This window comes from Streptomyces brasiliensis (assembly GCF_014647875.1).
Taxonomy (GTDB): domain Bacteria; phylum Actinomycetota; class Actinomycetes; order Streptomycetales; family Streptomycetaceae; genus Streptomyces; species Streptomyces brasiliensis.
The window spans coordinates 140,142-159,784 of sequence record NZ_BMQA01000018.1 but is presented as its reverse complement, the minus strand read 5'-3'; the positions used below and the strand labels follow the sequence as shown (position 1 = coordinate 159,784).

Here is a 19,643-nt window from a genome sequence, read left to right as displayed (position 1 = left end):
AGAGCGAGCCCGCGCACACCTCAACATTGATCGGCTACACCACGGCAAGGGACGCCATCGCCCCTGCATGTCGGCGCCCGCGAGCCTCCCCCCGGAGTGCAGGCGCCGTGACCCCACCCGGGGTCACTTCCTCCAGCGGTCGGCGTGACCTGGATGTCACAGGCGCCAGGAGATGGCTTCTGGATCAACACGAACGTGAAGCCAGGCACTTGCCTTCGCCGCAACCCATCACGCCGCCTCCACGAGAGCCCGGCACGACGGCCCGGCGTCCGCGAGCGTCACCCACGGGGCGAGACTTATGCAGGGCCACACTGCCGTCGGAATCGCCGCCACCGTGCTCGCCGCTCGCGCAGCCGAACGACTCCAGGTCCGGGGGCAGGGAGTTGGTCGATGTCGATTCCTGCCGGCCGTCCTCACCGAGTACGTGCGCCCCCTGATCAAGGTCAGGCTTCGCTGGTTCGATGTGATCGTCCCGAACGAGCGCTACGACTGAACGCGCTCCACGGTCGTACCCGCACGGATGGCCTTCGGGATCTCAGCGACGGAGTCCACGGCTTCCAGCAGCGCGTCCAGTTCGCGGGCCGAGGCCGGGCTTTCGAGATCGACCACATAGCGGATCCCGGTCGACTGCCAGGTCTCGGTGTCGAAGCCGCCGGAGGCGGTCACGCGCACGCCGCGGACATCGAAACCGAGTCGCTCGGCCTCTCGGAAGACGTCGTTGAGCACGCACCCGGCGGCGGCCAGGTGCAGCAAGTGAGCCCCCGTGAAGGGCGTCTCCACAGTGACGCCCTCAGAGGTCCACCGATGAGGAAACTGCACGGCATCGGCCGCCGTGCTCCGAAGCGTGCCCGCCCCCACGACAACATCGAACTCGCCCATGCCGACAATGGTCGCAGAACTCGAATGCCTTTCGGGCCCGAACCGCGTCGCCCAGCTGAACTGATTGCCTCGCCTGCCGTCGATGCGGGGATCATGGGCGTGCTCCTTCGAACTCGCCGACATCCGGTTCGGCGCACTGGGCGACCAGTCGCTCGCGCTCTCTGAACTCCTCGGCGACAGCGAACGCGCCTCTGCGCGACCCGGGCGAGCGTCCGGTGCACGGGGCGACGGAGAGGCTGTTGCCGACCTGTGCCGGGCTCACGTCGTCCGGTGCCGCACCTCTCCCCAGGCTTCGTCCGGGGACCCCCAGCGTTGTCGTCGGTCGTCAACGCGCCGCGTTGACTCCCTGCTCCGGCTTGCGATGCCCAGTCGGACCTCCGTTCTCTGTCAGCCGGCGTGGAGGATCCGAAAGCGATCGGGCTCCGCCGGATCCCGATCAACGACTTGGATTGGTGTCCAAGCCCATTGCCAAACGCTGATGCCCGGCGTGCGGGAGAACCGGATCGGCCCGCGGGTGCCCTCGACCGCCACGCACGGCCATGACTCGGCGATGGCCGCCCGGTCCGAGCCGTGGGAACGCAGCACCTCGGCGAGGACGGCGACGGTGTCCCAGCCCTCGAAGGCGACGAAGGAGGGCGCTTCGTCCAGCCGCGCGCGGAGCTCCTTCCCGACGCGTTCGCCGAGCGGAGCGAGTCGCTCGGGCAGGTAGCGCAGGAACGGGATCCCGGCGCCGTCGTCGCCCAGCACCGCGGCCCATTCGGCGAACTCAGGTTGTCCGGCCGGAGCGCCGATCAGGATCTCCGCGAGCCGCCGGTCGCCCCGGACGGCCCTGACGACAGGCACCGCCGGCTCCGGATGGCCGACCAGCAGGAGGAGCGCAGTCGCGCCGTGGTCGACGAGCGCGTCGCACAGGGCCTCGGGGGTGAGCGCGTTCGTGTCGAGTTCGACGACGGTGCCGCCGCGGGGAGCCAGGTGGTCTCGCAGGACGCGGGTCCCGGACGCCCAGTAGACGCTCGGCTGGGTCGCGACGGCGATCCGACACCGGCCTGCGCCGAGGAGGAAGTCCGCGTAGATCCGCCAGCCGTGGGACTGGGCCGGAGCCAGGCGCGCGACCCACTCCGTCGGTTCCTCGGTGAGCTCGTCGAGCACCGCGGACGAGCAGAGGAACGGCACGCCGAGGGCGTCGGCCCGGGCGGCTGCGGCGCGGGCGACGACGCTGTGGTACTCGCCCGCCACGGCGGCCACGCCCAGGCCGGCCAGTTCGTCCACGGCAGCCGCGGCCCGCTCCGGATCGGCCGCGGTGTCCCGGACCACCAGCTCCAGTGGTCTGCCGTCGATCCCGCCGGAGTCGTTGACCTCGCGAACAGCCAGGTCGAGTCCCGCGAGCAGGTGTCGGCCCGCCTCGACCCAGCCGGGCCGCGTCAGCGGGACGAGAGCGCCCAGGCGGACGGACGACCCGTCTGTGTGCTCCGCGCCGGACGGCGATGGTGGCGTGTTCATCGGGTGGCGTCTCCCCTGGGACGATGCGGTCGCAGTCCGCCCGGATCGCGCGTCGCCCCGGGCCCGCGGTTCGCGTTCGTCACGTCTCGCCGCGGCGGGCGCGCCCAGGTGAGCATGCCGATCATTGGATCCACCACCGTCGCCCACAGGCAACCGATTATTTCTTCGCTGAGCTGCCGGGCTTCATCGTCACCGGCACCAACGAGGGCCTGCACCTCAGAAGGTCACTTCTGAGGTGCAGGGAGGTGGCTCGCGCCTGTCTCATTCCAAGGACCCGGCCGCCGGCGGAGCCGCGATCGCCACGGTGCGGCTGGACAAGGAGCGGGAGGCGGAGGACGGATTCGTCAGTGCGGCACGGTCGCCGGGAGCCCCGGGGTGTGTTCTGCCAGGACCCTCAGGAGGCCGCTGCCGGGTGCGGGTCGCCGAGGTACGGGAACCGGTCCAAGGTGTCGGCGTGCGGTGTCAGACCGGTGGGCGGCGCCTCGTTCTTGGTGAGGAACGCGACGCGGATGTCGATGACGTCTTCGGTGAACGTCCGGCCGTTGGGGTACGCGGCGGGCTTGGAGGGGTCGAAGTGCAGCACGTCCGGCAGGATGCCGTGCTCGTCGAGCGCGGTGATCGCCTCCTCGGGCGTGTAGCCGCCGGTGTGGCCCAGCAGGTGGACGAACTGGTCCGTCCACCTGGCCCGGTCGTTGACCGGCTCGCCGGCGTTGTACTCCTCCTTCGTGTCGTCGGTGTTGAAGAAGCTGCTCACCGACGGGTGTCCGGCCCGGTCCGCGTGGACGAGTTCGCCGTCGCGCAGGACGCTGCACCGGCCCCAGATGTGCAGCTCGGGTCTGGGCGCCAGCTCCGCGGTCGGCAGTTCGATGGCCATGGAGAAGACGTTGGCCGTGGTGTTGGAGTCGACGCCGGTCCACGGGGACTGCCCGTCCAGATGCGGGGCGGTGAAATTCCGGTTGCCGCTGGTGTCGAACAGGTTTTTGATGCCGTCGAAGTCGAAGAAGAAGGCGTCGCTGCGGCTGCCGGCGGCCACCTTGTAGTCGCCGCTGCTGATCACGTTGGCCTGGGGGCCGAAGGAGACGGCGGCGTCCGACACGATCCTGGTGCCGACCGCCTCGGGGCTGCGGGACTCCGTACCGGTTGCCATGAAGACGCTGTAGGTCTGGGAGCCGTCGGCCGCCGGCGGGCTGAAGACCCAGCTGAAGGCGATGTCTGTCAGGTAGTCGCCGTCGTTGTCGATGTTCAGTCGGTATACGGCGTCGGGGTGCAGGGCATCGGCGTTGGGATTGGCGTTGAGGATGAGAACGGTCCTGCTCGGATCGCCGGGGGCGCCGAAGGCGTAGAGGTCGCACAGATCGAGGCGCTGGTCGCCGAGCGGCGGCCCGAGGCTGAGACCGGTGAAGTGATTGGACATATCGGACTCTTCCCCTGCTCGCTCGCTGGAAATCCGCCAGAGCCCCACGGCCGTTCCGCAGCTCGTGAAGTACCCGGGCGGTGCGGCCAAGCCAGCGACGGACCAGTCCGACGGCCGATGGGGAAAGTGCCGCTGCCAAACAGCCCTCGAACGGGTCACCGGCACAAGCAACGACCGGGCGACGTGAGCCGCACTGAGATTTGTGGTGAGTTTCCGGGAGGTCAACCTGCCGCCCGGCGTCCCCACGCGGTCCCCACAAGCACCAGCGCGCCGCCCGCGAGGCCGAGCGCGCCGAGCCGCTCCCCGCCGAGCACGATGCCGGCCGCCGCGGCCCACAGCGGCTCCGTGCCGAGGAGCAGGCCGACCCGGGACGGCGAGGTGCGGCGGACGGCCCACATCTGCACGAAGAAGGCGAACAGCGTGCACAGCGCGGACAGGAACAGCAGCCCGGACCACTCCCGCAAGCCGAATCCGGCGGCGACCGCCCACGGCGTCGGGCCGGTGCCGGCCGACAGGACCGCGAACACCGCGACGGCGGTGCCCAGTTGGACCGCGGTGAGCGGCAGGGCGCCGGCGCCCCGCACAGCCCTGACGCGGGACATGGCCAGCACGTGCACGGTGCGGCCGAGCGCCGCGAGCAGCATGAGGAGGTCGCCGAGGGAGGGGCGTGTGAAGCCGCCGCCCTGGGTCAGCAGGACGACGCCGAGCACGGAGACGGCCGCCGCGCCGACGAAGTCCCTGGACGGCCGCGCGCGGGTCACGGCGGCCTCGGCGAGCGGGGTGAAGATCATGGTGAGGCTGATGATCAGACCGGCGTTGGTGGCGGACGTGTGGACGACGCCGTACGTCTCCAGCAGGAAGATCCCGCTCCCCCGAGCAGTGCGGCACCGCGCCACTGGGCGCCGGTCAGGGCCCGCAGCGAGCGCCGCCCGGCGGCGGCCAGCACGGGCAGCACGACGGCGAAACGCAGCACCAGCACCGCAAGCACCGTGCGCGCGGTGGTGATGTCCTTCGCGGCGAGATAGCTGGCGCCCCAGAACAGGGCGACGAGCAGGACGGGCAGGTCGGTCTGCCAGGCGCGGCGGGGCGCGAGGGCCCGGGGTGCGGCGATCGACGACATGGGGGCGGCTCTCCCGGTCTGCGTCGGACTCGTGGAGACGTCGGCGGCTCCCGTTCGGAGAGATCACCGTACCCGTGCGGGTGATCTTCGGCCAGGGGTTTCGCCCCGCGGGTCAGGCCTCGTCCGGGAGTTCGTACGCGCCGTACTCGGGGCGGCCCGCGAAGTCGTACGACTGGATGGAGACGCCGGCTCCGGTGACGCGCCCGGCGCTGTGCCGGAACGCGGTCGGGACGGCGCCCTCCTCGAACAGACGGCGGCCCGCGCCGAGCACTACGGGGAACGTCAGCAGGTGGAGCGTGTCGACGAGGTCGAGCGCCAGCAGGGAGCGCACGAGGGCGCCGCTGCCGTGGACCTGCAGTTCGCCGTCCGTCCGTTCCTTGAGCGGTGTGACCTCCTTGGCGAGGTCGCCGCCCAGCACCGTGGTGCCGGCCCACTCGGGGTTCTCGAGGGTCGACGAGACGACGTACTTCGGGAGCGAGTTGAGCCGGGAGGCGACCGGATCGGCGGGGTCGGTCACCTTCGGCCAGAAGCCCGCGAAGATGTCGTACGTACGGCGGCCGAGCAGGAAGGCGCCCACACGGTCGAAGACCTCGGTGACGAACCGGCCGAAGTCCTCGTCGCCGTACGGAAAGCTCCAGCCGCCCTGGGTGAAGCCGCCGCTGGTGTCCTCCTGGGGACCGCCCGGCGCCTGGTAGACGCCGTCGAGCGTGACGAACATGGTGGAGACGAGCTTGCCCATGGCGGGTGCCTTCTTTCCGGTACTGGGTCCGTTGTCATCAGGTCAGACCCTGGGGGCACCCGCAACTCATCGGTCGGGCGGCCGCCGCCTCACCCGGCGTGCGTCGAGAACAGGCCTCCCGTCGGCCCCTGCTTGTCGCCGCCCTGGGCCTTCTTCAGGGCGTTGGCCAGGCCCTCGATGGTGAGGGACTGCAGGATGACGCGGCCGTGGCCCTCCAGGGTGGCCAGGGACAGTCCCTCGCCGCCGAAGACCGCGTTCATGATGCCCTGGCGGTTGAGGCCGCCGACGCGCTGAACGCCGTACTGAATGCCCTCCTCGAAGGCGACCACGCAGCCCGTGTCGACCTCGATGCGCCCGCCGAAGTCGGCCGGATCGAGGTCGATGAAGTTGCCCGCGCCCGCGATGATCACCGTGCCGTGACCGGTGAACTTCTCCAGGACGAAGCCCTCGCCGCCGCTCATGCCGGTGCGGCCGCCCTGGAAGGCTATGCCGAACTGGACGCTGGACTCGGCGGCCACGAAGGCGTCCTTCTCCGCGAACCACGCGCGCGTGCCGTCGAGTTCCAGCGCACGCATCTCGCCGGGCAGCACGCCTGCGAAGCCGACCGTGCCCTCGCCGCCCTGCGCGGTGAAGTACTGGAACGCCAGCGACTCGCCGGCGAGCATGCGCTGGCCGACCTGCATCGCGGTGCCCATGGCCTGGCGCAGCATGCCGCCCATGCCGCCACCGCCCCCCTGCTGCTGGCCGCCGCTCCCGGGCGGTCCGGACAGCCGCGTCTCCATGGTCACGTTCGTCGTCTTGAAAAGGAACTTCCCCGCTTCGCAGTACACGGTCTGGCCGGGGTTCAGGTTGACGACCGCCATCTGCATGGCGTTGCCGACGATTTCTTGCTGAAGAGTCACGAGGGGAGAACGCGGGAGGCGGACCGAAGAGTTCCGGCCGACCGCCCGGGATGGACATGAACGCCGAACAAACCGGACAGAATGGGTGGTTATGTCTGTTTCATCCTGTTCATCCGACGTTCTCGGAGCGCCCGGTGTCAGCCGCCCAGTTCCTGGTGGCGTGCGGACAGCGCCGACGCCCCCGGCTCCGTCAGGGAGCCGAAAAGGCGCAGCCGGGAGATGCCGCCGTCCGGGAAGATGTCCACGCGCGCGTGCGTGGCGACGGCGGGGGCCGGCAGCGCGAAGCGGTGGTTCGTGTCGGGCTGGAGGCGGGTGCGCGGGAGGATCTCGCGCCATTCGCCGGTCTCGCCGTCCCGCACCGAGACCGACGCCCAGCCCGCACTGTTGCCCTTCAGATACGCGGTGTCGATCTCGATCGCGCGGATCTGCGACTGGGCGGCCAGCCGGAAGCGGATCCAGTCGTTGCCCCGGTCGCGTCGGCGGCGCGTCTCCCAGCCGTCGTCCATCTTGCGGGAACGGCCGGGCTGGATGGTGTTCGTCGCCGGGGAGTAGAAGAGGTCGGACGCGTCTTCGACCCGGCCGCCGTTCTCCAGCGCGACCACGTCGAAGGTGCCGAGCGCCTCGAGCCACCGCGGGTCCGGCACGACCTGGCCGTACACGCGCAGGCGCGCGATGCCGCCGTCGGGGTGCTGGTTCACGCGTACGTGCGTGAAGCGCTGCTCGGCATCGACGGCGAAGCCGTTGGCAGCGTGCCCGCCGACGGGGGTGCGCGGGACGAGGGTCGTCCACTTCACGTCGTCCCCGAGCAGCTCCTCGGGGGACGGGGAACCGGACACCGCCGTGGCCTCGACCGACACCGCCTGCGGATAGTTGCCGCGGAAGTGGGCCGTGTCGACGACGATCCCGCGGATCACGCCCGGCGCGCCGAGCCGGACCAGCGCCCAGTCGTGGTCGTCGGCCGTGGGCCAGGGGTGCTCGGCGGAGGCACCGCGCCGGCGGCGCGTCTCCCAGCCGTCCATGATCTTGCCCTTGTGCCCGAAGCGCTCGGGGTCGAACTCGGCGCGCCCGGGCACCAGCAGGTTCTCGCGCATGGCGAAGAACTCGTCGTTGGCGGCGACGACACCGGCGCCGAGCTGCCGGCCGGCGAGGTTCGCGTGGTGGGTGAAGGGGAAGTCGGCGGTGCGGTAGTCCGCGTACGGGTCGCCGCCTCCGTAGGGGTTCGCGTCGCCGGTGAAGCTCGGGATCGACGTCACAGTGACGGGGGTTCCTTTCGGTGTCGGCCGCTGCGGGTGCGGTGCGGGACGGGATCAGGGAGTACGCCTCAGGAGTCGTCCCTTCGGTTCGGTGAACTCGCCGTTCGCGACGATGCGTTCGCCGCGCAGCCAGGTGGAGCGCACGACGCCGTACAGGGTCTTGCCGGCGTACGCCGTGACGCGGTTGCGGTGCTGGAGGGCGGCCGGGTCGACGGTCAACGTCTCGTCGGGCGCGAGGACGGCGAAGTCGGCGTCGTGGCCGGGCGCGATGGCGCCCTTGCGCGCATCGAGGCCGACGAGTCCGGCGGTGCGCGTGGACATCCAGCGGACCACGTCCTCCAGCCCGCGCCCGCGCCGGCGCGCCTCGGTCCACACGGCGGCCAGGCTCAGTTGCAGACCCGAGATGCCGCCCCAGGCCGTGGCGAAGTCGCCGGTCTTCAGGTCGGCGGTGGACGGCGAGTGGTCGGTGACGACGCAGTCGATCGTGCCGTCGGCCAGCGCCTGCCAGAGCAGGTCCTGGTTGGCGGCCTCGCGGATCGGCGGGCAGCACTTGAACTCGCCGGCACCGTCCGGGACCTCCTCGGCGGTCAGGGTGAGGTAGTGCGGGCAGGTCTCGACCGTGACGCGGACGCCGTCGGCCTTGGCGGCGGCGATCAGCGGCAGGGCGTCGCTGGAGGAGAGGTGCAGGACGTGCACGCGCGCGTGGAGGCGTTTCGCCTGGTCCAGGAGGCTCGCGATCGCCGTGTCCTCGGCGTCGCGCGGGCGGGAGGCCAGGAAGTCGGCGTACCGGGGGCCGCCGCGCTGCGGGGCGGCGGCGAGGCGGTGCGGGTCCTCGGCGTGCACGATCAACAGGCCGCCGAACCGGCTGATCTCCGCCAGCGACCGGGCGAGTTGCTCCTGGTCGAGGTGCGGGAACTCGTCGACGCCGGACGGCGACAGGAACGCCTTGAAGCCGAAGACGCCGGCATCGCGCAGCGGGCGCAGATCCTTGACGTTGCCGGGCAGCGCGCCGCCCCAGAAGCCGACGTCGACGTGGGCCTTGTCCACGGCGACCCGCTGCTTGGTGCGGAGGTGGTCGACCGTCGTGGTGGGCGGCAGGGAGTTGAGCGGCATGTCGATCAGGGTGGTGATGCCGCCGGCCGCTGCCGCGCGCGTGGCGGTCCAGAAGCCCTCCCACTCGGTGCGGCCGGGATCGTTGACGTGCACGTGGGTGTCGACGAGGCCGGGCAGCAGGACGTCGTCACCGAGGTCCTCCAGGCGGGCGGTCCCGGGCACGGGCGCGTCGTGGGGCAGTACGGCCGTGATCGTCCCGGCGGACACGGCGACCGAGACGGGCCGCGTCCCTTCCGGGGTGATGACGCGTGTCGAGCGCAGCACCAGTTCGGCGTCGGACACCCGGACCCCTCTCTCTGCCGCTGTTCCACTTCCGGGAAACGGGATTTACTCCTACGTAACAGATTTCAACGTTCTGTTGAAGGAGTCTTCACTCCCGCTCGCACGCCGTCAAGGGCACACTTCATTCCAGGGCAGCCCGGGCAGCCGGTCTAGACGCTTCCACAGAGCGGAATTACAATTCCGACAGGCAGAACGTCCGTCCGTACAAGCTGGGAGCCGGCCACCTGCCGGATAGGCTTCTGCCCTCGTGCCAGCCCCCGAAAGGAACGCGCCGTGCCGACGTCCCGCGCCAGCACCACCGACTCCGCCAAGTCCGCGAGCGGCGGGGTCCAGTCCCTCGAGCGCGCCTTCGACCTGCTCGAGCGGATGGCGGACGCGGGCGGCGAGGTCGGCCTGAGCGAACTCTCTGCGAGCAGCGGGCTGCCGCTGCCGACCATCCACCGCCTGATGCGCACGCTGGTGGCCTGCGGGTACGTACGTCAGCAGCCCAACCGCCGGTACGCCCTCGGCCCGCGCCTGATCCGCCTCGGCGAGTCCGCGTCCCGGCTGCTCGGCACGTGGGCGCGGCCGTATCTCGCGCGGCTGGTCGAGGAGACCGGCGAGACGGCCAACATGGCGCTGCTGGACGGGGACGAGATCGTGTACGTGGCGCAGGTGCCGTCCAAGCACTCGATGCGGATGTTCACCGAGGTCGGCCGGCGCGTGCTGCCGCACTCCACGGGCGTCGGCAAGGCGCTGCTGGCCAACGTCCCCGACGACGAGGTCCGTGCCCTCCTGTCCCGCACCGGCATGCCGGCCGCCACGGACAGGACCATCACCACGGCCGACGGCTTCCTCGCCGCACTGGAGGACGTCCGCCGCCTGGGCTACGCCGTCGACGACAACGAGCAGGAGGTCGGCGTCCGCTGCCTCGCGGTCTCGGTCCCCGGCTCCCCCACGGCCGCGGCCATCTCCATCTCGGGCCCGGCGGGCCGGGTCACGGAATCGACGACGGAAAAGATCGTGCCGGTGCTCCAGCAGGTGGCGACGGAGCTGTCCCAGGCACTGGCCAGTTCGGGGACGGCCTGATCACACGCCTGGCCATCGCGGCCCGCGCCGATCAGTTGCGCCGGGGTTCCGCGAACAGGTCCACGGCGTCCCGTACGTCCGACAGGCCTCGCGCCAGTGCGCTGACCGAGCCGATCGCGCCCGCGATCAGCAGCAGTGAGCGGCGCAGGCGCGGGGTCTCCGGGATGCCGCCCGAGGTCATCGCGGCGAGGGCGGCCAGTTCGTCCTCGGCGATGCCGCGGTCGGGGAACTCGGCCGGGTGAGCGGCGAGTTCGCGGCGCAGCCGGGACACCGCGGTCCGCAACTCCGCCACTCTCGGGTCGTCGTCGATGCCGGTCACTGGCCTCTGCCCCAAGCTCCGCAACACAGCCCTCCCCCTCGCACGTCCTTGTGCGCCCACGTCTCGCGGTACCGCGCTGTCCCCGGGCGTCGGTCGGGCACCGGGGGACGCCGGTCAGTAAACGCCACCCGGTACGGCGAGCGCCACTCCGCGGACCGAAATTCAGTCCTTCGAAACGGGTCATCGACCCCTGCGTCAGGTATGACAGGACACATGACGGACAACCAGGACCCGATCGCCGGGCTGCTCCTCGCCGCGGGCGGCGGTCGACGGCTCGGCGGACGGCCGAAGGCACTGCTGGAACACCGGGGGCGGCCCCTCGTGGAGCACGCGGTCGGAGTGCTCCGGGCCGCCGGGTGCACGCGAGTCCATGTGGTGCTCGGCGCCGGCGCGGACGCCGTACGGGAGCGGGCCGTGCTGGACGGCTGCGTCCTCGTGGACAACCCGGAGTGGGCCGAGGGCATGGGGTCCTCGCTGCGCGCCGGGCTCGACTCCCTCTCCGGCACGGACGCGCGGGCCGCGCTGGTCGTGCTCGTGGACCAGCCCGGCATCGGACCGGCAGCCGTGGCGCGGGTACTCGGTGGGTACCGGGACGAGAGATCGCTGGTGTCGGCCGCCTACGACGGCGTGCGCGGCCACCCTGTGCTGTTCGGCGCCGCGCACTGGGCGGGCATCGCCGCGAGCGCCACCGGGGACCGGGGTGCCCGCGCCTATCTGCGCGCCCACGACGAGGCGATCACGCTCGTCGAGTGCGGGGACGTGGCCGAGCCGTACGACATCGACACCGAAGCCGATCTGGTCCACCTTGAGTGAGCGGGGTGGCACCGGGCGTCACCTTGCCTCGACCCGGAGAATCTCGACATCAACAAACCATTGAAGTTCCACGATGAGGAAACTAGTATCCACTGATCAGAAGCGCCTTCCCGCTCCGAGGGCGTCACTCGCCGTACCCGGAACGACTGGCACTCGGTGCCACCGCTGAAGGAAGTGACAGCTCATGTCCGCACCAGCGTCGTCCCCGCTGGCCATCGTCGACGCCGAGCCCCTGCCCCGGCAGGAGGAGGTCCTCACAAGTGAGGCGCTCACCTTCCTGGCGGAGCTGCACAGGCGGTTCACCCCGCGCCGTGACGAACTCCTCGCCCGCCGCACGGAGCGCCGCGCCGAGATCGCACGCACCTCCACACTCGACTTCCTCCCGGAGACCGCCGCGATCCGCGCGGACGACTCCTGGCGGGTCGCCTCCACTCCCGCGGCCCTCGAGGACCGCCGCGTCGAGATCACCGGCCCCACGGACCGCAAGATGACCATCAACGCCCTCAACTCGGGGGCGAAGATCTGGCTCGCGGACTTCGAGGACGCCTCCGCGCCTACCTGGGAGAACGTGGTCATCGGCCAGCTCAACCTGATCGACGCCTACACCCGCCGCATCGACTTCACCGACCAGGCGTCCGGGAAGTCGTACGCCCTCGAGGCCGCCGACCAGCTCGCCACTGTCGTCATGCGCCCGCGCGGGTGGCATCTGAACGAGCGTCATCTCGTCGACGCCGAGGGCCGGCAAGTCCCGGGGGCGCTCGTCGACTTCGGGCTGTACTTCTTCCACAACGCCCAGCGGCTGCTCGACCTCGGCAAGGGGCCGTACTTCTACCTCCCGAAGACGGAGTCGCACCTGGAGGCCCGCCTCTGGAACGACGTGTTCGTCTTCGCACAGGACCACGTCGGCGTCCCGCAGGGCACCGTCCGCGCCACCGTGCTCATCGAGACCATCACGGCCGCGTACGAGATGGAGGAGATCCTCTACGAACTCCGCGACCACGCCTCGGGGTTGAACGCCGGCCGCTGGGACTACCTGTTCTCCGTCGTCAAGAACTTCCGCGACGGCGGGCCGCGGTTCGTCCTGCCGGACCGCAACGCGGTGACGATGACGGCCCCGTTCATGCGAGCGTACACCGAACTCCTCGTCCGCACCTGCCACAAGCGCGGCGCGCACGCGATCGGCGGCATGGCGGCGTTCATCCCGTCGCGGCGCGACGAGGAGGTCAACAAGGTCGCCTTCGAGAAGGTCAAGGCGGACAAGGACCGTGAGGCGAACGACGGGTTCGACGGCTCGTGGGTGGCCCACCCCGACCTGGTGCCGATCGCCATGGAGTCCTTCGACAAGGTCCTCGGCGACAAGCCCAACCAGAAGGACCGGCTGCGCGAGGACGTCCACGTCGAGGCGGCCGACCTGATCGCCATCGACTCCCTCGACGCCAAGCCGACGTACGCGGGTCTCGTCAACGCGGTTCAGGTGGGCATCCGTTACATCGAGGCCTGGCTGCGCGGGCACGGCGCGGTCGCCATCTTCAACCTGATGGAGGACGCGGCCACCGCAGAGATCTCCCGCTCCCAGATCTGGCAGTGGATCAACGCGGGCGTCGAGTTCGAGAACGGTGAGAAGGCGACCCCGGAGCTGGCCCGCACGGTCGCCGCGGAAGAGCTCGGGAACATCCGCGCGGAGATCGGCGAGGAGGCCTTCACGGCCGGCCGCTGGCAGCAGGCCCACGACCTGCTCCTGCACGTCTCCCTCGACGAGGACTACGCGGACTTCCTGACGCTGCCGGCCTACGAGCAGCTCAGGGGCTGACGTCCGAACGATCCGAGTGGCCCAGGGATCTGCCCGGGGCCACTCGGTCGCGTACCAGCCGCTTCACCTGCGTCGGCTCCGGGAAGCCCTGTTCGCGCCGGTCCCACACCACCTCGTCGTCCACGCGCACGACGAACACCCCGCCCGTGCCAGGCTTCAGGGCAAGTTCGGTCAGCTCCGCCTCGAAGGTCGTCAGCAGCTCCTGGGCGAGCCATGCGGCACGCGGCAGCCAGCGGCACTGCGTGCAGTACTCGATCTGTACTCGATGACTCATCCCAGATGCACCGACCAATCCTGTTCCGCCGCCGGTTCGCCGTGCAGATCGGGGACCCGCTTGAGCCACTTCGGACGGCCCCGCTGCGTCTTCGCCGCGCGGGCGGCCTCCTCGGCCGCGAGTTCCTCGCGGCTCGGGAAATCGGTGGGCAGCCACTGGGCCGACGCCCGTACGCGCGCGGCGAGATAGCCGACGTACGCCGCCCGGACCTCGTCGGGCGTGGAGAAGCCGGGCTCGTCCCGGAGCCAGGCGTCCGGCACCTCGGCGAGGATGCCCTGCAGCAGTTCTCCGGTGACCCGGGGCGCGAGTTCGGCGTCGGCGGCGCGCGTGTCGGGCGCGTAGTGGCCCAGGGCGTGGTGACGGAAGTCGTACGTCTTCTCCGGGGCCGAGGCGTCCCAGCGGTGGTGGAAGACGAGGGCGGCACCGTGGTCGATCAGCCACAGATGCGGGGGCGCGGTGCCGAAGGTCGGCCAGACCATGAGGTTGGAGCTGTGGACGGTGCGGTCGACGTTCACGGTGAGGGCGTCCAGCCAGACGATCCGGCCCGCCTCCAACGGGTCCACCGGAAACGTCCCGGCGACCTCGGGCGTGAAGTCCTTCGCGCCCGGCAGGTAGTCCATGCCGAGGTTGAGTCCGTGGCTGGCGTCCAGGAGGTCCTGTAGCTCCTGGTGCGGCTCGTCCCGGGCGATCGCCGGGTCGAAGTGGACCAGGACCAGCTCGGGGAAGCGCAGCCCGAGGGCGCGTGCCAGCTCGCCCACGATCACCTCGGCGACCAGCGGCTTGCGGCCCTGCGCGGAACCGGTGAACTTCACGACGTACGTGCCCAGGTCGTCGGCCTCGACGACTCCGGGCACGGAGCCCCCGGACCTCAGCGGGGTCACGTATCGAACAGCGGTCACGTCGCGCAGCACACCGGCCAGCGTAAGGCAGGGGCCCGGTCAGGGGTCGCGCAGCGGGTTGGGAAGCGGCAGGTAGCGGGCGTCGGCACCGTCCGCACCGGTCCAGCGCAGCAGCAGGTTCGTCTTGCCGGGCAGGGTGGGCGAGGCAAGCAGGGCGGGGATCTCCGGGAGGTCGTGGCGGGCGAGTTCGGCGCGGGCGGCGGGCCAGGGGTCGAGGCCGGGGTGGAGCTCGGCCAGGACGGCGGCGATCTCGGTGAGATGGTTGACGACCAGGGTGTACACCAGCCGCTCCCAGCCGGCCTCCCGGGACACGTCCGGCAGCAGCTTGACGCCCTCGGCGTCGCGGAACAGGGCCTGGACGGGAAGCCCCGCGGCGTCCACGGCGACGAGCGTGTTCTGCAGGTGGGCCTCGACCACGACGCCGTGGTCCGCGAAGGCCGTGAGCGCGGGCGGGACGACCTGGCGCAGATAGGCCGCCCACCAGGCCGCGGGGTCGGCCGCGGCGGCGAGCGGGCTGCCGTCGAAGCCCTCCACGAGCCCGGCGGCGAGCAGCGGGGTGGCGCCGGGCAGGAGGTGACCCCCGAGGCCGTCGCGGACAAGGACGGCCAGTTCCTCGTAGGCGAAGGCGGCGGTGCGGTGGCCGCGGTCGGACAGCCAGGCCGCGGTGCCGTCCTGCGCGGCGAAGGCGCCCGCGGCGGCCGTGTCGGTACGGCGGAGCTTCCGCAGGTCGTGGCGCCACAGGCGGCGGATGTCGTTGGTGATGCGCACGTCCAGGCTGAACTTCAGGAACAGGTCGCGCTCGGGTTCGTAGAGGGTGCGGATCGCCGCGGTCGGCCAGGTGTCGAAGGCGGTCGTGCCGAGCCGGACCAGTCGGCCGTCTGCGAAGGCCGGAGCGAGCGTGGGGGCGACGAGGTCGAGCTGCCAGGGGTGGGCGGGCAGCAGCCGGTAGCCGGGCGGTGCCGTGCCGAGCGCGTCGAGTGCCGCGGTGTCACCCTCCTCGACGGCCTGGTCCTCGCGCACACCGAGCAGCACGAGCGGGAAGCGTGCGTGCGCCTCGGGGGCGTACGGCAGCCAGCCCGCCGCGGGACCGCCGCCCCGCGCCTTGGGGGCGGGGTGGCAGGGATGGCCGGTGATGAGGGACTGCTCCGAGCGCAGATACGGGTCCTCGGGCGCCGTCGCCCGGGCACGGGCGGTCAGCAGCGCGACGACCGTGTCCCGGCTGTCGATCATCTCGGCGGGCAGGTCGTCGCCCGGCAGTCCCGTGTACCCGCGCAGCACCTCGGCGACGAGTTTCACCAGCTCGGTGTGGCCGATGCGGAGCCAGGCGCCGGCCGCGTGCATCTCGGGCTCGGCCGGGCGCCGCTCTCCGCGCACCCTCAACAGCCGCCCACCGGGCAGCCGGTACACGCGCCGGTCCCCGGGAGCGTCGAGCGGTTCGGCCACTTCCCGGAGCAGACAGCTGAGCAGGGGCGCGGCCGCGTACGCGTCGGCGCGCTCTCCGACGTCGTCACGGGCGTGCATGGGGTCCATGCGATCCAATCGTTGTCCTGCGTCCGGGCGGAATCATGCGCCCGGACGGTCCGTTCGTGATGAGTATGTCTGCCGTGTCCGGAGATCGTGACCGCCGGTCCTGGCAGTCACGGCCGTCGCACCCCCGCGGTCGTCACGGCCCGTCCCATGTGCGATCGTCACCGTCCCGTCCCTGATCCGAGGAGCCCGCCCGTGCACCGTCCCCCGACCGCCGAAGCCCAGGTCGCGGCCGAACTGGCCGACATACGGCCCGCTCTGGTGCCCCGGTACGCGGCCGAGCTGCCCGGCGCCCGCGCGGCCGTGCTGACGCGGCTGTGGCGGGCGCTGGCGCACGAGCCGCTGCCCTGGGTCACACGGCGGGTGGCGGGCTCGGAGGGCCTGGAACTCCGGCTCGCCGACGGCCGGGCGCTGCGCGGGCCGCTCGCGGATCCGTACGCGACCGACGCCTACGTGAGCGCCGTACGTCTGGACGGTGTGCCGTACGACGATCCGGCCCGGCTGATGACCGGCCTGGCGGTGCCGCACGCGACCGGCTTCGCGGCCGAACTGGCGCACAGCACCGCCTCGTTGGCGCTGTCGCGGGCCGGGCAGCCCGATCACTCGGCGGAGTGGCCCGAGCGGGACTGGGAGTGGGAGCAGCGGGTGGTGGACGGCCATCCCTTCCACCCCAACTGCCGTTCCCGGCCCGGCTTCTCGGTGGCGGAGCAGCTGGCGTACGGCCCCGAGCACCGGCCGGTGGTGCGGCTGGGGACGGTGCCGGTCGACGCCTCGGAGTCTCTGCTGACCGGCGACTGGCCGGAGGAACTCCGGGACGGAACTCGGCTGTTGATCCCGGTGCACCCCTGGCAGGCCGCCCACGTCCTCAAGGTCCCCTGCGAGAACGGTCCTGCCGCCCATCCGCTGATGTCGCTGCGCACGCTCGCCCTGCCGGGCGGACCGCATGTCAAGACGGCGCTCAGCACCCGGCTGACCTCGTCGGTGCGGGACATCTCCCGGTACTCGGTCGCCGCGTCCGCGACCCTGTCGGCCTTCGCGGAGGAGCTGGCGGCCCGCACGGACGGGCTGCTGCACGTCACCCGCACGCTGGGCGCGATCACGGCCGACTCCTCCGACCTGGCGGCCGTACTGCGCGAGTCGCCGCAGATGTATGCGGCCCCGGGCGAGCAGGTACTGCCGGTGGCCTCCCTGGCCGCCACGGACCTGCCGGGCTCCCCCGAGCGGCTCGCCGCCCTCACCCGCCTCGCACTGACGGTCGGCCTGCGCCTGCTGGAGCTGGGTGTGGCCCTGGAGGCGCACGGCCAGAACCTCCTCGTGGTCCTGTCGGCCTCCGGCACGCCCGTTCGCCTGATCTACCGCGACCTGGCCGACATCCGGATCAGCCCCGCCCGCCTGACCCGCCACGGCATCACGCCACCGCCGCTCACCGGGCGCCTGGTCACGGACGACGAGACGGCTCTGCGCCGCAAGCTGTTCGGCTCCCTGATGGCGGGGTCGCTGGCCGGGACGGCGGGCTCGGCCGCGTCGCTGCGCTCCGCCCTCGACACGGCCGTACGCGACCTGCCCGCCGGCCCCGACCTCACCGCCCTGCGCGAATCCCCCGTCCCGGCCAAGGCCCTGACGCTGATGCGCCTGTCCCGGGACATCCCGGGCGACCAGTGGACGACGCTGCCGAATCCGCTGCACTGACCGTCAGGAGCCGGCCTCGGGCCGTCCCAGCTCATAAGGGGCGAGGATGTCGGCGATCGTGCGGTTGCGCGGTGTGGGGATGCCCAGTTCGCGGCCCAGGTCGACAACGCTCCCGCTGAGCCAGGGCAGTTCGGGTCGGTTGCCCTGGGTCAGATCGTGATGCATCGAGGAGGACATTCCAGCCGGCACGGTGTCGCAGAACGCCAGCCGCTCGTCGGCGAAGCCCGGGTCGAGTTTCACTCCGGCGGCCCGGCCCACCTCGAGGGCTTCCGCCATCACGTCGTGCAGCAGTTCCCTGGAACGGGAGTCGGCGCGGATCACCCCGATGGGCTGCCGTACGGCGCTGGTCGTGGCGGAAAGGCCCACCAGGAAGACGAACTTCTCCCAGACGACCCGCTCGATGTCCGGGCTGAGGTCCGCCTCGATGCCGCAGGAGCGGCACGCGTCGAGGAACTCGGCGGTGAGGTGGGAGTCCTCGCCGTAAGGACCGAACACCAGCTTCTGCAACTCGCCCCGGTGGACGACGACTCCGGGCTCCTCGATGACGGCGGAGATGTAGCAGACGCCTCCCCACACGGCCTCCGCGGGCAGATGGCGGCGCAGGACATCGTCCTTGCGGACCCCGTTCTGCAGCGAGACGACGCGGGTCCCGGCGCCCACGACATCGCGCAACTGGGCCGCGACGTCCTCGGTGTCCCACAGCTTCACGGCGACGATCACCACGTCGACGGGCGGCAGTTCGGCGATGGCCGGCACCACGGACGCGGCCGGGACTCTCAGGTCGCCGAGCGGGCTGCGCACCAGCAGGCCGTGCTCCCGGACGGCCCGCAGATGCGCTCCCCTCGCGACGAAGGTGACCTCGTGCCCGCCCGCGGCGAGCCGGGCCCCGAAGTACCCTCCGACACCGCCCGCTCCTACGACGGCGATACGCATGGCGTGTTCTCCTTCTGTACGAGCCGCACCGGCAGACTCCAGTGTCCGTCACCGGTCCGGGTGGTATCGAGCCGGCCCGTCAGGCCGCGTGCCACCCACAGTTCCGGGAGGCGTCTTTTCGTGGCCGGTCCCAGGTTTCTCGAATACCGGCGGGGGACACGGGATGCGGAAATGGGCGCACAGACTCAGTGGCCCTTGACCTCGTCGGCATCCAGGCCGCGGTCGACGCCGTGCGGGACGACCTTCTGGCCGGGCTCGAGTCCGAGGCGCTTGCCGTCGAGGTGGACCTCGACCTGGTCCGGTTCGAAGGACACCAGGTCGCCGATCCGGCCGACCTCGCGGTAGGCATTGCGGTACGACCAGGCGGCGCGGTGGGCGTCGCCGATGTCGTAGTAGTCGCACAGTCCCTTGTAGGGACAGAACGTCTGGCCCTCGACGGGCTTCAGTTGCGCCTCGTCGATGTCGGCGCGCGGGACGTACCAGCGCGGGGCGAAGCCGGACTCGTACAGCACGACGGGGTGCTCGGAGCGGGCCACCACGGTGTCTGCGGCCCGGACTTCGAGGGTGCGGGAGGTGTCGCGGATGTCGATGCGGTGGTAGGGGTCGGCGGCGTGGCCGAGGATGCGTTCGTCCTCCTCGTAGAAGGCGTCCATCGCCCGCCAGGCGAACGCGATACGGCCCTGGAGGTCGGCGGCGTGCGCGGGCAGCGCGGTCGGCTCCCACGCGGCGCGCTCGGTGGTGTGGCCGCCGGCGGTGACCGCGTACCAGGTGGTGTCGCCGAGGTCCTTGTGCCGCGTGACCTTGCCGTTGGGAACCAGGGCCTTCTCGTCGACGTCCGCGCGGGGGAAGTAGGCGACGGGGTAGCGGCCGGGCTCGTGCAGCAGGAGCACGTTCTCGCTGTCGGCGATCCAGGTGTCGTGGAACCTCACGCGCATGCGCCTGCGCAGCCGCTCGACGAACAGCAGCCGCTCGGGCAGCGGTTCGGGCGTGAGGAAGTGCCCGATCGCGCCGGCGGACAGGGGGCCTTGTTGCCAGGACAGTCCCATGATGAGTTCCTTCCGGGTCCAGGGCGGGCGGGAGGCCGCGCCCCGGCGTGGGGCAGTGGCGTG

18 protein-coding genes and 1 pseudogene are annotated in these 19,643 nt (G+C 71.5%); 5 read left to right on the top strand and 14 right to left on the bottom strand.

The features are described 5' to 3' along the window. Nucleotides 1-298: 298 nt before the first annotated feature. Nucleotides 299-493, top strand: a complete 195-nt coding sequence (locus IEZ19_RS25960; RefSeq protein ID WP_189313696.1) for a hypothetical protein — start codon at nucleotides 299-301, stop codon at nucleotides 491-493. Here IEZ19_RS25960 and IEZ19_RS25955 read toward each other — a convergent pair. The 8 genes and pseudogenes from IEZ19_RS25955 to allB all read right to left on the bottom strand — a co-directional run bounded on the left by IEZ19_RS25955 (nucleotide 484) and on the right by allB (nucleotide 9,202). Further along, entirely contained in the window at nucleotides 484-879 is a 396-nt protein-coding gene (locus tag IEZ19_RS25955; RefSeq protein WP_189313695.1) for an OsmC family protein, read from the bottom strand. The genes IEZ19_RS25960 and IEZ19_RS25955 overlap by 10 nt on opposite strands. 387 nt (nucleotides 880-1,266) lie before the next feature. Beyond that, the gene (locus IEZ19_RS25950) at nucleotides 1,267-2,379 is read right to left on the bottom strand and encodes an ABC transporter substrate-binding protein (RefSeq protein WP_189313694.1); all 1,113 of its coding nucleotides are present in this window, start codon (nucleotides 2,377-2,379) and stop codon (nucleotides 1,267-1,269) included. Between the two features lie 394 nt (nucleotides 2,380-2,773). Continuing rightward, nucleotides 2,774-3,793, bottom strand: coding sequence for a DUF4331 family protein (locus tag IEZ19_RS25945; RefSeq protein WP_189313693.1), 1,020 nt, complete (start codon nucleotides 3,791-3,793; stop codon nucleotides 2,774-2,776). Between the two features lie 221 nt (nucleotides 3,794-4,014). After that, nucleotides 4,015-4,913 (bottom strand): annotated as a pseudogene (locus IEZ19_RS25940) (DMT family transporter). 112 nt (nucleotides 4,914-5,025) lie between these two features. Then, a complete protein-coding gene (locus IEZ19_RS25935) occupies nucleotides 5,026-5,652 on the bottom strand; it encodes a dihydrofolate reductase family protein (RefSeq protein ID WP_189313692.1) in 627 nt (208 codons plus the stop codon). Between the two features lie 89 nt (nucleotides 5,653-5,741). Next, a complete protein-coding gene (locus tag IEZ19_RS25930) occupies nucleotides 5,742-6,554 on the bottom strand; it encodes an AIM24 family protein (protein ID WP_189313691.1) in 813 nt (270 codons plus the stop codon). Nucleotides 6,555-6,691: 137 nt separating this feature from the next. Continuing rightward, complete coding sequence (alc, locus tag IEZ19_RS25925) at nucleotides 6,692-7,807, bottom strand: allantoicase (RefSeq protein ID WP_189313690.1); 1,116 nt, start codon at nucleotides 7,805-7,807, stop codon at nucleotides 6,692-6,694. A gap of 54 nt (nucleotides 7,808-7,861) precedes the next feature. Then, the gene (gene allB, locus IEZ19_RS25920; protein ID WP_189313689.1) at nucleotides 7,862-9,202 is read right to left on the bottom strand and encodes an allantoinase AllB; all 1,341 of its coding nucleotides are present in this window, start codon (nucleotides 9,200-9,202) and stop codon (nucleotides 7,862-7,864) included. A gap of 273 nt (nucleotides 9,203-9,475) precedes the next feature. Here allB and IEZ19_RS25915 point away from each other — a divergent pair, with 273 nt between their 5' ends. Further along, the gene (locus IEZ19_RS25915) at nucleotides 9,476-10,270 is read left to right on the top strand and encodes an IclR family transcriptional regulator (RefSeq protein WP_189313688.1); all 795 of its coding nucleotides are present in this window, start codon (nucleotides 9,476-9,478) and stop codon (nucleotides 10,268-10,270) included. A 31-nt stretch (nucleotides 10,271-10,301) separates the two neighbouring features. Here the strand turns inward: IEZ19_RS25915 and IEZ19_RS25910 are convergent, their stop codons facing one another. After that, entirely contained in the window at nucleotides 10,302-10,589 is a 288-nt protein-coding gene (locus IEZ19_RS25910) for a DUF5955 family protein (RefSeq protein ID WP_229840758.1), read from the bottom strand. Between the two features lie 213 nt (nucleotides 10,590-10,802). Between IEZ19_RS25910 and IEZ19_RS25905 the strand changes: the two genes are divergently transcribed. Next, complete coding sequence (locus IEZ19_RS25905; RefSeq protein ID WP_189313686.1) at nucleotides 10,803-11,402, top strand: nucleotidyltransferase family protein; 600 nt, start codon at nucleotides 10,803-10,805, stop codon at nucleotides 11,400-11,402. A 184-nt stretch (nucleotides 11,403-11,586) separates the two neighbouring features. Continuing rightward, nucleotides 11,587-13,212, top strand: a complete 1,626-nt coding sequence (gene aceB / locus IEZ19_RS25900) for a malate synthase A (protein WP_189313685.1) — start codon at nucleotides 11,587-11,589, stop codon at nucleotides 13,210-13,212. On the opposite strand, the gene IEZ19_RS25895 is transcribed toward aceB, so the two are convergent. The 3 genes from IEZ19_RS25895 to IEZ19_RS25885 are packed head-to-tail and all read right to left on the bottom strand — an operon-like array spanning nucleotide 13,202 to nucleotide 15,915. After that, nucleotides 13,202-13,486: an Rdx family protein gene (locus IEZ19_RS25895; protein ID WP_189313684.1), complete on the bottom strand. Its 285-nt coding sequence runs from the start codon at nucleotides 13,484-13,486 to the stop codon at nucleotides 13,202-13,204. The genes aceB and IEZ19_RS25895 overlap by 11 nt on opposite strands. After that, nucleotides 13,483-14,397 (bottom strand): HipA family kinase, encoded by a 915-nt coding sequence (locus tag IEZ19_RS25890; protein WP_189313683.1) that lies wholly within the window; start codon nucleotides 14,395-14,397, stop codon nucleotides 13,483-13,485. The genes IEZ19_RS25895 and IEZ19_RS25890 overlap by 4 nt, the downstream gene beginning before the upstream one ends. A gap of 27 nt (nucleotides 14,398-14,424) precedes the next feature. Next, a complete protein-coding gene (locus IEZ19_RS25885) occupies nucleotides 14,425-15,915 on the bottom strand; it encodes an IucA/IucC family protein (RefSeq protein WP_189313682.1) in 1,491 nt (496 codons plus the stop codon). Nucleotides 15,916-16,107: 192 nt separating this feature from the next. On the opposite strand from IEZ19_RS25885, the gene IEZ19_RS25880 reads away from it, so the two are divergent. Continuing rightward, nucleotides 16,108-17,601 (top strand): IucA/IucC family protein, encoded by a 1,494-nt coding sequence (locus IEZ19_RS25880; RefSeq protein WP_189313681.1) that lies wholly within the window; start codon nucleotides 16,108-16,110, stop codon nucleotides 17,599-17,601. 3 nt (nucleotides 17,602-17,604) lie between these two features. On the opposite strand, the gene IEZ19_RS25875 is transcribed toward IEZ19_RS25880, so the two are convergent. Together IEZ19_RS25875 and IEZ19_RS25870 are read right to left on the bottom strand one after the other, a co-directional pair. Beyond that, on the bottom strand, nucleotides 17,605-18,534 hold the full coding sequence (locus IEZ19_RS25875; protein WP_189313680.1) for a ketopantoate reductase family protein: 930 nt from the start codon (nucleotides 18,532-18,534) through the stop codon (nucleotides 17,605-17,607). 185 nt (nucleotides 18,535-18,719) lie between these two features. Then, the gene (locus IEZ19_RS25870) at nucleotides 18,720-19,580 is read right to left on the bottom strand and encodes a DUF427 domain-containing protein (protein WP_189313679.1); all 861 of its coding nucleotides are present in this window, start codon (nucleotides 19,578-19,580) and stop codon (nucleotides 18,720-18,722) included. Nucleotides 19,581-19,643 lie beyond the last annotated feature (63 nt).